Below are 13,435 nucleotides of genomic sequence, written 5' to 3'. Positions count from 1 at the left end.
TGAGGTCCTGAAGATGCCGAGATCCTGATGCCCGAAGGCGATACCGTCTGGCAGACGGCACAGGCCCTGCGCGCGGCACTCGAAGGAAAGATCCTGACAGCGTGCGACGTTCGGGTGCCTCGATACGCCACTGTCGATCTGACGGGCACCCGCGTCGACTCCGTCGTCAGCCGAGGCAAGCACCTGTTGATTCGGGTCGACGACGCGTCCATCCACACACATCTGAAGATGGAAGGTGCGTGGCAGATCTACCGCACCGGCGAGCGGTGGCGTCGCCCCGCGCATCAAGCAAGGATCATCCTTGCCACTGAAGATGTCGTCGCAGTGGGTTTTTCGCTCGGAATCACCGAGATTCTCGACCGGAGCCAGGAGGATTCCGCGATCGGGCACCTCGGACCGGATCTGCTGGGACCGAACTGGAACCCCACCCAGGCACTGGCCAATCTGCACGCCGTCGGCATACAACCGATCGGAACAGCTTTACTCGATCAACGGATCCTGGCCGGACTGGGCAATATCTATCGGAACGAAATCTGTTTCCTCCGTGGACTTCACCCTCGGACACCGACGGCGGACGTCCACGACCTCGACGCTGTGGTCGATCTGTCGTTCCGCATCATCAATGCCAACAAGGCCCGTCGAGTTCGGGTTACCACCGGCGATACCCGCCGCGGACGAGAAACGTGGGTGTACGGCCGCGCCGGAAAACCCTGCCGCCGGTGCGGAACTCGCATCCTCCACGACCTACTCGGACCCGATCAACTCACCGAGCGACAGATCTTCTTCTGCCCGTCGTGCCAACCGTCTACGCGTGATTAGCCCTCGTAAGCAAGCGGACGCAGTGCGCGACAAAGCGTTCGCGGTCGATGTCGATACTGCCGTCGAGGTAGCCGATGAAGAGAGTGAACAGCGCACCCACCAATCCGACGGCAACCAGTTGTTTGTCCACCGGATCACTGATTTCGGAAAGTTGGGCGTACACCAGATCCACGAAGGCCGGCATCGACTGGATTCCGCGGCCATTGAGAACCGGCTCGGAAAGCGGCGCGATCAACAGCACTCGGCCCATCGCCGGATCGTCGACCATCAACTTCACGAACGCGTCCACCGCCGCCGTTGCCACTGCTTCGGTACCGGACTCTGTGGCCACGGCTGTCGCCAGTGCAGACTGCGCGCGTTCCGCGACAAACGAGTGGACCGACACAACGTACTGATCGCGGTCGGTAAAGCTCTCGTAAAAGTACCGCTCCGTGAGCCCAGCCGCTTTGCACACCGCTCGCACATTGACGGCTGATCCGTCGACTGCTCCGAGAAGCGTCACGCCCACGTCGAACAGCGTTGCCTTTCGTATTACACGCCGTTCTTCGATACCCACGCTTGCCCCGATTCCTTGACTACTGGTGTTGCCGATCCTAATCTGACAACATGCGTAGTCAAATAGGTGACGGTGCCGCACCCACACCACTGGGCCCCGATTCCTTGACGTGGAAGTACTTCGGCGACTGGCGGGGAATGCTGCAAGGCCCGTGGGCAGGCTCGATGCAGAACATGCATCCGGGCCTCGGCGCCGGCGTCGAAGAACATTCGAAGTTCTTCGACGAGCGCTGGGAGCGACTGTACCGCTCGCTCTATCCCATCGCCGGAGTTGTGTTCGACGGTGATCGCGCCGAGGAAACCGCACTTCAGGTACGGGGCTACCACACCAACATCAAGGGCGTCGACAAGTTCGGGCGCCGGTACCACGCGCTCGATCCCGACACTTTCTACTGGGCACACGCCACGTTCTTCATGGGCACCATCGTCACGGCCGAAAACTTTTCGGGCGGTCTCACCGACGCCCAGAAGCGACAACTCTTCACCGAGCATATCCAGTGGTATCGCCTCTACGGCATGAGCATGCGACCAGTCCCCGAAACCTGGGAAGCCTTCCAGGAATATTGGGATCACATGTGCCGCAACGTACTCGAAGACAACAAGGCCACTCGCGACGTCCTCGACCTGTCTGCGCTGGGCAAGCCGCCGTTCATGACGTGGCTACCCGACCCGATCTGGCGCGTCGTCCGTATCCCCATCGCCCGAGGATTCATCTGGCTGACCGTCGGGATGTACGACCAACCTGTGCGTGATCTTCTCGGTTATTCCTGGAGTGCCGGTGACGCGAAGATCCACAGGATCGTCGGGAAAGCCGTCAATGCGGCCTTCCGTCTTGTCCCCTGGCGTTACCACTATCAACCGCGTGCCCGCGCCGGCTGGGATCGTGCACACGGTAGGAAGCCCGCCGACGCTCCCCTGGTTCACACTCCCGCCCGCAATTTGCCACCACTCGATCAACGAGACAACCCCATGCATTACAGCCCGCGCGTCTGATCTGTCATGCTCGACAGATGGATTGGGATTTCCGGACTCTACTGAATCGTCCGATCACCTCGCGCGGCGAGCCGCTCGGGCAGGAGCGCATCGCCGCTCGGACCACCGCATACATCTACGGAAATATCCTGGCGCTGGCTGCACTGATTCCGGTGATGCGATCCGAAGAATCGCTCGGAGTTGCCATTGTCATCGGCACCGCACTCTCGACGTACATTGCCCACACCTTCGCCGAGGGTGTGGGCGAAAGTATTCGCAATGATCGACAACTATCCGGCCGGGAGCGGCTCGACGCACTCCGCGATTCCGTACCGATTCTCACGTCAGCCGTCGTTCCGACCGTAATCCTGGGAACTGCCTGGATCAATCTCTTCGAGCCCCGGACCGCTCAATTGATCGCCGAACTCGTACTGGTCCTGCGCATCGGATCGACCAGTTACGTGATCAGTCGTCTCCACGGCGAAAAGGTGAGCACCGAAACCCATATCGCGGCCTTCGGACTCGCCGCAGTCGCCACAATTATCGTGGCCCTCAAACTTATCCTGACCCACTAGTGGAAAATAATCCTGTCGCCCCGGTCCGATATACATAACGCAGACAAACGTCGCATTATCGGATCAGGAGTCCCACGAGATGACTACCCCGCAACCGCCGTATCCGTGGGATTCCGGATCCGAGCGCCCACAACCCGTTCCGCCACCACCGGGCAACGGCCCGCCTCCCGGTTACCGACCACCTGGCTATCCACAGGGCGGCTACCCACCAGTGCCGCCGCCACGAACACCGCTCTGGTTGTGGATGCTCCTCGCTGCCGGTGTTCTCGCGGTCGTGGTGGTAGTTGCGCTCGTGTGGATCCGCCCGCTGATTTTCGACAGAATTTCAGATACGTCCGCAGGCGCGACATCCTCGGCCAGGGCTACTTCGCAATCTCAGGCTCCTCGCACCACCACCACCGCTCCGAGTACCGGGGAGACACTCCCTCGCAACGCATCCCCGTGCAGCTCGGTTTTCTCCAACAGTGAATTCCCGAATTCTGCAGTCGGGAGCACGGTCACGTCGTGTGAATTCGCCGAAGCGGTGCGCTCCCAATATGTGAACCAGAACCAGCGCGGTACGACGGTCACGATCAGTGCCGTCAGCCCCGTCACCAACACCCGCTATTCCATGAGTTGCAGCGGCAAGAAGGTAGTTACCTGCACCGGCGGCAACAATGCGGTCGTCTATGTCTACTGATTCCAGGCTGATCCTCGGCCTTGTTCTGGGAGTGGCGGCAGCACTCTCGGCCTGCACTATTCCCACCGATGCCGACGTTCCGAAGAACGAGACCGTCACCGAAAGCGTCTCCGCTCCGTCAGAAGCAACACCGGCAGAACCGGTTCCGCTCGACGGCGCCGGGCCGCTCGCGGGCTTTGCTGCCCTGAGTAAAACACTCGACGGCACGGTGGGAATCACCCTCGTTCCGGTGGGCGGTGGTCAGTCCCTCGCCGCCGGCGACTGGCACAGTGGTGTTGCGTGGTCGACCATCAAAGTCCCCTTGTCGATCGCGGCTCTCGGCGAAGCCGGCAAGACCGGCGCGGTCGACGGCAATCAACTCACCGCCATCAGTCGAGCAATCACCATGTCGGACAACGAATCAGCCGAAGTCCTGTGGTCCGAACTCGGCGACCCAACCAGCGCGGCAGCAAAGGTCGAATCGGTCCTCGCCACGTCGGGCGATGTCTCGACGACTGTCGAATCACAAGTTCTCCGACCCGAATTCAGCGCTTTCGGACAAACACAGTGGTCGCTCAACGATCAAGCGCAATTCGCGGCGACCTTGCCGTGTCGCACCGACGCCGCCGAGGTTCTGGACTTCATGGGTGACGTCAGCCCCGATCAACACTGGGGCCTGGGAGTGATCCCGGAAGCCCGCTTCAAGGGCGGGTGGGGTCCGGACCAGGACGGCGGCTACCTCGTCCGTCAATTCGGGATCATCACCAGTGGCACAGGCCAACTCGCTGTGGCGATCGCTGCAAAGCCCAACTCCGGAACCTTTTCCGACGGTACGGCGATGCTCGACGACATCGGCACCTGGATAGGCACTCGGGCACAAGAATTACCGATCGGTGGCACGTGCGCACCCAGGTAGGGTTGTCATCGTGCGCTCCATCCGCCGTCCATCGTGTACGACGCACCGGTCACCATGGCTGCGTCGACCGAAGCCAGCCAACCGACCAGTGAGGCCACTTCCGACGGCTCCACCATCCGCTTGATCGCGCTCTCCGTGAGCATCACCTTCTCGATCACATCGGATTCACTGATGCCGTGAACCTTTGCCTGGTCCGCGATTTGACTCTGCACGAGTGGCGTCAACACATATCCCGGGTTGACGCAGTTACTGGTGACTCCGTGTGAAGCACCTTCGAGAGCAACAACTTTCGATAAACCTTCGAGACCGTGTTTTGCGGCGACGTACGCGCTCTTGTAAGGGGACGCCCGCAGACCGTGTACGGAGGAAATGTTGAGGATGCGCCCGAAACCGTTGCGGTACATGTAGGGAAGGGCAGCACGAATGAGAAGGAACGGCGCTTCCACCATGAGTCGCTGAATCCTGCGGAAATCTTCGACATCGAAGTCCTCGATCGGACTGACCCGTTGAATACCGGCACTGTTGACCAGGATGTCGGCCTCCAACGCAAGGGTCGTGAGCTGATCCGTATCGAGGAGATCGACTGCCCAAGCACTGCCGTCGATTTCGTCGGCCAGCGATTTCGCTGCGACATCGTCAACATCTGCAACTGTGACGTGGGCGCCGCGCGCGGCAAGCAGTCGGGCGCACGCCTCACCGATACCGCTTGCACCACCGGTGACCAGTGCTGACTTCCCGGCGAGCGTCATGCGGGAACACCGGCGCGCTCGTTCGCGAGTACCTGCGCATCTGCCTCGTCGACGGATTCGAGCGAAATGCCTTTGGTTTCACGGGCAAAGAAGACCGCGACGATGGTGATCAGTGAGGCAAGCAGCAAGTACACGGCAATGGGAACCGAAGAATCAAACTTGCGAAGAAGCGCCGTGGCGATGATCGGCGCCAACGATCCTGCCACGATCGCCGTCACCTGATATCCCAAAGACACTCCGGAGTAACGCATCCGGGTCGGGAACATCTCGGCCATGATCGCAGGTTGGCCGGCATACATGAATGCGTGAAACACGAGGCCGATGATGATCGCCGAGAGAATGACCGCGTTGTGTCCACTGTTCATCATCGGGAAGGCGAAGAAGCCCCAAGTTCCGGCGGTGACGGCACCGATCATGTACACCGGGCGCCGGCCGATGGTGTCGGACAGCTTGCCTACCAATGGAATTACCGCAAAGTGTACCGCGTGGGCAATGAGCATCCACCAGAGAATGTGCGAGGTATCTGCATGCACAACAAGCTTGAGGTAGGTGATCGAAAACGTCACGACGAGGTAGTACATGACATTCTCGGCAAAGCGCAGACCCATTGCAGTCAGAACGCCGCGTGGGTAACGCTTCACTACCTCGAAGACGCTGTACGACGTCTCCTTGACCAGCTCTGCTTCCTTTTGCGCGGCAAGGAAAATGGGGGCATCTGTAACTTTGGTGCGAATGTAATATCCGACCAGAACGATGACCGCCGAAAGCCAGAAGGCAACGCGCCAACCCCAACTCATGAACGATTCGTCCGACAGGGTCGACGTCAGAATCAGCAGAACCACGGTCGCAACGAGGTTGCCCATCGGAACGCCCGCTTGCGGCCAGGACGACCAGAATCCTCGCGACCGGTTCGGACTGTGCTCTGCGACAAGGAGTACCGCTCCACCCCATTCACCGCCTACTGCAAATCCTTGGATAAATCGGAGCGTCACGAGGAGCGCCGGCGCCCAATACCCGATCTGTCCGTAGGTGGGCAGGCAGCCCATCAGGAAAGTTGCCGCACCGACGAGCAGAAGACTGAACTGCAGCAGCTGCTTTCGGCCGAACTTGTCCCCGAAGTACCCGAAGACGATGCCACCCAACGGACGCGCCGCAAATCCGACGGCGTACGTGATGAAAGCCGCGATGACCGCGTCGAACTCGTTGCCACCGCCGGGGAAGAACACCTTGCTGAACACCAAGGTCGCAGCGGTGCCGTACAGAAAGAACTCGTACCACTCGACGACGGTCCCCGCCATCGATGCGCCGACAACCTTCTTCAACCCCGATGGAGGGGCTTCGGCTTCGGGTTTCGGCCTGTTGTCGACGCTCATCGTGGACTCCCTCGTCATAGTTCGCAGCGATTCTCAAATGTGACTGCTCACACACTTTTCTCTGGCTGGATGAGTATTGATGCAGATCGGTTTCACAACAATGACAAAAACCGCAGCCTGCAACTGCAAAGATGCAGATATGAATCCCGGACCGAATCCCGACGATCTTTTGGTTCTGCTCGCTGTAGGCCGCACGGGGCGTTTCAACACTGCAGCCGACGACCTCGGGCTTAACCACACCACCATCTCGAGGCGCATCGCCGGCCTCGAGAAGAGTCTGGGTGGTCGAGTGCTCGTCCGTGCGTCCGGTGGCTGGGAACTGACCGACCTGGGCAAACAGGCACTGATGGCGGCGGAACGGATCGAGGCAGCCGTCAACGACTTGGCACTGGACCCCAACGGACAGCACCTCCTCGACGGCGTTGTCCGAGTATCTGCAACCGACGGATTCAGCGCGTACATTGCTGCACCGGCTGGTGCAACAGTCCGCAAACGGCATCCACGAGTGAGCGTGGAGATCGTCGTCGCCACACGAAAAGCCTCGCAGATCCGCTCCGGACTCGATATCGAAGTGGTTGTCGGCAAGCCCCACGTCCACCGCGCCGAAGCTATTCACTTGGCCGACTACGCACTGGGGCTGTATGCGTCTCGCGAATACCTACGTCAACATACGGTTCCGGCGAGCCCAGCCGACCTTGCCGATCATTCCCTCGTGTACTTCATCGACTCGATGTTGCAGGTCGACGAACTGGATCTCGCTCGCAAGCTCACCGTCTCGATGAGGGAAGCTGTCACGTCCACCAACGTGTTCGTTCACATCGAGGCCACGCGCGCTGGAGCCGGAATCGGGCTTCTTCCGTGCTTCATGGCCGATCGACATGAGGATCTTGTGCGCGTCCTACGTACCGACATCGAGGTGAGGTTGGCCTACTGGCTGGTTGCCCGCGCAGAATCACTACGACGCCGTGAAGTCGCAGCCGTGGTCTCGGCAATTCGGGAGACTGTGGACCTGAAGCGAATGCAACTACTCGGTCATAATCCCGGAGCTGAGGCCGGAGATACTCAATTTCAGAACGGTGGCGGATCATCCCCGTAATCCACCGGCTTCCGCCCACGAACCACATACTTACGTCCCGACCCTGTTGCCCGCACCCGCATCAACCGCTGCAACAACTGAGTCCGCTTCCGAACTTTCAGCCTCCTCTCCCGCCGCGCCAACTTCTGCGCCCGAACATCCATCAGCGCACGCCGCCGCCGGCGTTCACCCCGAACCCGGGCAGCCTTGTTCTCCAACCTCGTCCGCCGCGCCGGCCCACCCTCCGGTGGGATCGGATCGGTTGATCCCGCCAGCAATCCGGCCGCCCGGGTTCGGTAACAATGCCCCGTCGGAGAAACCAGGCTGACCGTGCGATCCAGGTTCGGGGTATGCAACCAGCGTCCGGAATGCTTGAGCCGATGATGATTTCGGCAATACGCCGACAGATTCGATGCGATCGTCTTCCCGCCACGAGCCGGATCAGCGTGATCGAACGGCACCATATGATCGAGATCGCAATTCCACGCCGGAACGTCGCAGTGCAACCACTGACAACTCCCCGCCGCCGCCCGTAGCCACGTATCCAATGCCGCGCCGGGACGGTAAACCAACGCCGACGCCGGGAGAGCTTCGGGCTCGGACGGGGATTCCGGGGCAGGCTCAGGCACTACATCTGCCGGCACCCGCACCTCCCGCACAACCGCACCCTTCGCGATGTCCCGCGCCTGATCGGCACTGATCACCCCGTACCCGTCCAGATGCGCCGGCTCGTCACCACCATCGGCGCTGTTGCTGTACGTCGATTCCGACATCACCACAACCACCAACGGACGACGCACCACCGCCAACCCCGACCGATCCTGCACGCAATCCACCCGGCCACAATCACACGGCAACACCGCCGAACCATCCAACAGAGCGCCCAACGCATCCGCCCGACGCTGCTCATACGTCCGCGAATCATCCCGGCACACCGACAACGCCAACTCCCGCAACCGACCGTCGAACAGTCGGGCCTGCTCCGCCGGAATACTGCCCACGATCCGGGCCATCCCGTCCTCCATCGCACTGACCCCGACAAACCGGTCCGCCAACGCCCGGCGTCGGCGCTCCCGCATCCCTTCCGGATCCACCCGCGCCACAATCCGATCGATCACACCGGTCAACCGGCGACCCGTCAACCCCGTCCCACCATCCACGGCTGGAGCCAATACCTGTTCCAGGACAAGGCGTTCCACCTCGTCGATCAACTCGTCCGACACATTCGCAGTGGCCGATTCGATCAACCCGACCCGATAGACATCCAACTCCCCGCGCGCCATCGCCGCCCGCGTACGGTGCAGGCGGGTCTTCAACGCAAAGCCCAGTCCGATGAGCTTCCCGGCCGCTGAGCGGCCCATCGTCAACACCGCCCCGATCTCCGATTCCGCCAACTCGTGCGCCGTGGACGACCACGTCCCGGAGGCCATGTGCTCGGCACTACGGCGGGTGAAGAACTCGGCAATCGCAGCAAGTTTGCGCTCCACCAACCGAGCTTCACACGAATGCAGTTCGGAGATGAAATCGATGAGGGCGCAATCGGATTCGGCACCGGTCAGCGGCGCTGACGGACCGTAACTTCCCACCCCCGACTCCAACATCCCCCCACCGTATTCGAAACTATGTTCGGAGACAACAGTCACAGACAAATCAGTCGGAATAGTCCGAAAATGCCCACCTACGGCTTCTCAACGTGGCCCAACGGAGTGCGACATCTGCGCATCATCGACGTCGGGCATCTGAGTTCGCCTGGGCAGCAGAAGTGGAGTGGCAAGCAAGATAACGCCGGACAGTGTGATCGCGGCGAGCGGATCGGCGAGTGTTGCGAGGACGCCCCAGATCACCATGAGAACGGCCTGGACGAGTTTGCTGCTGACACTCCAGGCGGTGAGGACTCGAGCGGCATGATGGGCGGGGGTGCGCTGCAGACGCTCTGCCGCGTTGATGGGGTTGAAGATGCCCATACACGTGATCAGCAGGCCCTCGACGACGATCACCGTGAGGAGTCCGGCGATGCCGGGTTGAACGAATGCGAGGCCGAGCGGAAAGATCGAACGCAGCCAACCGGAGACGAGTATGACTCGGTGGCGACCGTAGCGGGCGACGAGGCGCGCACAGAGTCGAGCACCAGCGAAACCGCCTAGTGCCGGAATACCGAAGGCGAGACCGTATTGCCAAGGCGGAAAATGGTATTCGCCGAGAAGAAGAACCGCCAGGAGCGGGCTGGTGGCCATGATCAGACCACTGACTGTCACGGAGTTGAGGAACAGACGTCGTAGGACGGAGTCGTGGAGGATGAACCGCCAGCCGTTCAAAAGGTCGGTGGTGCGCAACCTGGTATCTGCGTCGCTGGGCGCCACAACGTCATCGCCGCGAATGCGGAGAACCCCAAGTGCGGACAGCAGAAAGCTGAGGGCGTCGGCGGCGACGGTGATGACCGGGCCGAGCAGTCCGATGAGCGCTCCGCCGAGGGGCGGTCCGGCTGCCGTCGCCACCCAGTTTGTGCCTTCAAATTTTCCGTTCGCGTCAAGCAGTTGATCGCTTCGAACGAGGTGCTTGAGGTATGCGCCGGAGGCTGCGGTGAACACAATGCCTGCTGTTCCGGAGATGACCGAAACAACCAGCAGTTGGCCGTAAGTCAGCAAACCGAGGAAGTACGCGATCGGAATGCTCGCCATCGCGAGAAACCGGACGAGATCCGTCGCGATCATCACCGGGCGTTTGGCCCGGTGTTCGACCCACGGCCCGAAAGGGACAGCAACGATCGCGGCAACGGCAAGGCCGGCAGCGCCCAGAAGTGAGACTGCGAACGCCGGCGAGTGGAGCACTTGCACTGCGATGAGTGGGAACGCCCCGAAGGCGATCCACGTGCCGTACGTGCTGACGGCGTAGGCCGACCACAGCCAGCCGAAGCTGCGTCCCAATGGCACTCCCATGCGACTCCTTCGACGACAACCGATGCGAATCACATCAGCTGTACGGGCGCAGATCAAACAACTCGTCCGTCGGCGAGCCACAACGATCGGTTGGGCACGCTTACGCTTGTCCGATGGATACCGAGGCAGTGCGATCGTTTGTCCGCGCGGCCGAGCTCGGGCAGCTGCAACACGCGGCCAACGAGCTGGGCGTGACGCAGCAGGCCGTCTCGAAGCGGATTGCCACCTTGGAGCGGGAGCTCGAAGTTCGTCTCTTCACTCGTACCGCCCGCGGTGTCGAGCTGACTCTCGACGGCCAGGCATTTCTTCCGCATGCGCGGAGCATTGTCACGAGTGTGGAGCGCGCCGTCACTGCGGTCAGACCGGGCTCGCGGGCCCTTCGGATCGACGTTCTCGGCCTACGAAGCGCGCAGGCGGTTGTCCTGCACGACTATTGGCGGTCGCATCCCGAAACCAACCTTGACGTGGTAACTCTCCGGGTCAATGACCCACGCCTGGCGGTTGCCGCTGTCGAAGCGGGCGAAATCGACGCCTCGTTCCGCACCGTCACCGACCGAGCCACACTGCCACGCGCGTTGCAGATGGTCCACGCGTTCGACTCGCCGCTCGAACTTCTTGTCGGCCCGAGACATCCTCTTGCCTCCGCACGAACACTGACGCCGCTGCAATTGCGCGGGCATCGGATCTGGGTGCCGGGTATCGCGCCCCGAAGCGAGTGGGCAGAGTTCTACGATCAACTCGCCACCGACTTCGATCTCCGAATCGATGCGGCCGGCCCGCACTTCGGCGACGAAGTACTCCTGGACACGCTCGCGGAGTCCGCAGACGTCGCCACCTTGGTCGGGTCACGTGACCGGTACATCTGGCCGACGAATCACGACCTGCGCCGCATCCCGATCGCGGCACCGACGCTCGCCTACCCGCTCTCGCTCATCCTCCCCCGGATGAATCCTCACCCCGGGCTACGAGCGATCATCGACCACTTCGATAGTCTCGCACCGCTTCCGGAGACGACTTGGCGCCCGTCCTGGGCGAGTCCCCGGCAGCGGTTCGAGACGCACTAGAGGCGGTCCGGTACCACCACGACCGGCTCGAGGATCTCGGCTCGCGATTCCGGCGCAGCTGCGCGCAATGCGTCTGCTGCTTCGTCATCAGGCTGAGCCTGCGATTCCACTTCGGCTTCGACACGCGCACGGTAGGTTTCGACTTCCCGAGCAACAGCCTCGGCGTCCCAACCCAGCACCGGCGCAACCAGTTCCGCGACCTGCTCAGCGCAGTTGACGCCGCGGTGCGCATACTCGATGGAAATTCGCAGGCGCCGGGCCAAGATGTCGTCGAGGTGCAATGCGCCCTCGGCTGCGGCGGCGTACACGGCCTCGACCTGGAGGTAATCCGGTGCATCCGTGATGGGCTGCAACAACTCCGGAGTTTCCCGCCCGAGTTCGAGCACCTCGGTGATCAGTGAGCCGTAGCGATCCAGCAGATGCTTGACCCGGTACGGATGCAGACCGTACTGCTCACCCAATTGCATAGTTTGGTTAACCAAGGCGAAGTAGCCGTCGGCACCGACGAGCGGCACCTTCTCGGTAATCGACGACGCAACCCTGGCCGGAATGTCCTCGGACGCAACATCAACGGCATCCTCAGCCATGACGCGGTACGTCGTGTACTTACCACCGGCGATGGCTACCAATCCGGGAGCAACTCGCGCCACGGCATGTTCGCGGGACAGCTTCGACGTCTCGTCACTCTCACCGGCGAGGAGGGGACGCAACCCCGCGTACACACCGTCGATGTCGGCATGGGTCAACGGCGTCACCAACACCGAATTGACGTGGCCGAGAATGTAATCGATGTCAGCCTTCGTTGCTGCCGGGTGAGCGAGATCGAGGTTCCAGTCCGTGTCCGTCGTACCGATGATCCAGTGGTTGCCCCACGGAATCACGAACAGCACAGACTTTTCGGTGCGCAGGATGATCGCAGCTTCGCTGACGATCCGGTCCCGCGGGACCACGATGTGAACACCCTTCGACGCGCGGACACGGAAACGACCGCGCTGGCGTGAGAGGGCTTGAATCTCGTCGGTCCAGACGCCAGTGGCATTGATGACCACGTGCCCCTTGATTTCAGCGGTGCGACCGTCCTCGCAGTCACGGACGCGGACGCCCGAAACGCGATCTGCCTCACGAAGGAAGCCGACAACCTGCGTCGAGGTGCGGACCACTGCGCCGTAGTGCGCCGCGGTACGAGCCACCATCATCGTGTGACGAGCGTCGTCGACAACGGTGTCGTAGTACTGAATGCCGCCGGTCAGCGAACTGCGCTTGAGACTCGGAGACATACGCAACGCGCCGGCGCGGGTGAGGTGCTTCTGCGAGGGCACCGATTTGGCACCGCCCATTCGGTCGTACAGGAAGATTCCGGCCGCCATGTAGGGACGTTCCCACACGCGGTGAGCCAACGGGAACAGGAACTTGAGGGGCTTGACCAGGTGGGGTGCAAGCGTCGTCAAGGACAGCTCACGTTCGCGTAGCGCCTCCCGGACCAGACCGAATTCAAGCTGCTCGAGGTATCGCAGACCGCCGTGGAACATCTTCGACGAACGAGAGGACGTTCCCGACGCGTAATCGCGGGCCTCAACTAACGCGACCTTGAGGCCACGTGTCGCTGCATCGAGCGCCGTGCCGACGCCGACCACGCCACCACCGACGACAATGACGTCGAACTGCTGGTTTTGAAGCTGTTCCCAGGCAGCTTCACGCTGCTGTGGGCCGAGAAACTGCGCACCCTGCTGCTTACTCAACCCG

13 protein-coding genes are annotated in these 13,435 nt (G+C 61.7%); 7 read left to right on the top strand and 6 right to left on the bottom strand.

Going from position 1 to position 13,435, the window contains the following annotated elements; genetic code table 11:
• The first annotated feature begins 27 nt into the window (after window positions 1-27).
• A complete protein-coding gene (locus BDB13_RS13255; protein WP_094272047.1) occupies window positions 28-819 on the top strand; it encodes a DNA-formamidopyrimidine glycosylase family protein in 792 nt (263 codons plus the stop codon).
• On the opposite strand, the gene BDB13_RS13250 is transcribed toward BDB13_RS13255, so the two are convergent.
• Entirely contained in the window at window positions 806-1,375 is a 570-nt protein-coding gene (locus BDB13_RS13250; RefSeq protein WP_094272046.1) for a TetR/AcrR family transcriptional regulator, read from the bottom strand. The two genes, BDB13_RS13255 and BDB13_RS13250, sit on opposite strands and share 14 nt — an antisense overlap.
• A gap of 50 nt (window positions 1,376-1,425) precedes the next feature.
• Between BDB13_RS13250 and BDB13_RS13245 the strand changes: the two genes are divergently transcribed.
• The 4 genes from BDB13_RS13245 to BDB13_RS13230 all read left to right on the top strand — a co-directional run bounded on the left by BDB13_RS13245 (window position 1,426) and on the right by BDB13_RS13230 (window position 4,495).
• Window positions 1,426-2,367: an oxygenase MpaB family protein gene (locus BDB13_RS13245; protein ID WP_094272045.1), complete on the top strand. Its 942-nt coding sequence runs from the start codon at window positions 1,426-1,428 to the stop codon at window positions 2,365-2,367.
• Window positions 2,368-2,384: 17 nt separating this feature from the next.
• The gene (locus BDB13_RS13240; RefSeq protein WP_094272044.1) at window positions 2,385-2,921 is read left to right on the top strand and encodes a hypothetical protein; all 537 of its coding nucleotides are present in this window, start codon (window positions 2,385-2,387) and stop codon (window positions 2,919-2,921) included.
• A gap of 79 nt (window positions 2,922-3,000) precedes the next feature.
• Window positions 3,001-3,600, top strand: coding sequence for a serine/threonine protein kinase (locus BDB13_RS13235; protein WP_254922809.1), 600 nt, complete (start codon window positions 3,001-3,003; stop codon window positions 3,598-3,600).
• The gene (locus BDB13_RS13230) at window positions 3,590-4,495 is read left to right on the top strand and encodes a hypothetical protein (protein WP_094272043.1); all 906 of its coding nucleotides are present in this window, start codon (window positions 3,590-3,592) and stop codon (window positions 4,493-4,495) included. Before BDB13_RS13235 ends, BDB13_RS13230 begins: the two co-directional genes overlap by 11 nt.
• A gap of 5 nt (window positions 4,496-4,500) precedes the next feature.
• On the opposite strand, the gene BDB13_RS13225 is transcribed toward BDB13_RS13230, so the two are convergent.
• Window positions 4,501-5,244: a 3-hydroxybutyrate dehydrogenase gene (locus BDB13_RS13225; RefSeq protein ID WP_094272042.1), complete on the bottom strand. Its 744-nt coding sequence runs from the start codon at window positions 5,242-5,244 to the stop codon at window positions 4,501-4,503.
• The gene (locus tag BDB13_RS13220) at window positions 5,241-6,617 is read right to left on the bottom strand and encodes an MFS transporter (RefSeq protein WP_094272041.1); all 1,377 of its coding nucleotides are present in this window, start codon (window positions 6,615-6,617) and stop codon (window positions 5,241-5,243) included. Before BDB13_RS13220 ends, BDB13_RS13225 begins: the two co-directional genes overlap by 4 nt.
• A gap of 139 nt (window positions 6,618-6,756) precedes the next feature.
• Between BDB13_RS13220 and BDB13_RS13215 the strand changes: the two genes are divergently transcribed.
• Window positions 6,757-7,713, top strand: a complete 957-nt coding sequence (locus BDB13_RS13215; protein ID WP_094274889.1) for a LysR family transcriptional regulator — start codon at window positions 6,757-6,759, stop codon at window positions 7,711-7,713.
• On the opposite strand, the gene BDB13_RS13210 is transcribed toward BDB13_RS13215, so the two are convergent.
• Window positions 7,686-9,293 (bottom strand): HNH endonuclease signature motif containing protein, encoded by a 1,608-nt coding sequence (locus tag BDB13_RS13210; protein WP_094272040.1) that lies wholly within the window; start codon window positions 9,291-9,293, stop codon window positions 7,686-7,688. The genes BDB13_RS13215 and BDB13_RS13210 overlap by 28 nt on opposite strands.
• 87 nt (window positions 9,294-9,380) lie before the next feature.
• Entirely contained in the window at window positions 9,381-10,628 is a 1,248-nt protein-coding gene (locus tag BDB13_RS13205) for an MFS transporter (RefSeq protein ID WP_094272039.1), read from the bottom strand.
• 113 nt (window positions 10,629-10,741) lie between these two features.
• Here BDB13_RS13205 and BDB13_RS13200 point away from each other — a divergent pair, with 113 nt between their 5' ends.
• Window positions 10,742-11,692 carry a LysR family transcriptional regulator gene (locus tag BDB13_RS13200; protein WP_094272038.1) on the top strand — a complete coding sequence of 317 codons (951 nt, stop codon included), beginning with the start codon at window positions 10,742-10,744 and terminating at the stop codon, window positions 11,690-11,692.
• Here BDB13_RS13200 and BDB13_RS13195 read toward each other — a convergent pair.
• A complete protein-coding gene (locus BDB13_RS13195; RefSeq protein WP_094272037.1) occupies window positions 11,689-13,431 on the bottom strand; it encodes a glycerol-3-phosphate dehydrogenase/oxidase in 1,743 nt (580 codons plus the stop codon). The two genes, BDB13_RS13200 and BDB13_RS13195, sit on opposite strands and share 4 nt — an antisense overlap.
• Window positions 13,432-13,435: the final 4 nt, after the last annotated feature.

This window comes from Rhodococcus sp. OK302 (assembly GCF_002245895.1).
Lineage (GTDB): Bacteria > Actinomycetota > Actinomycetes > Mycobacteriales > Mycobacteriaceae > Rhodococcus_F.
Note: the sequence above shows the minus strand (reverse complement) of the source record. Positions and strands in the feature narration are given on the sequence as shown.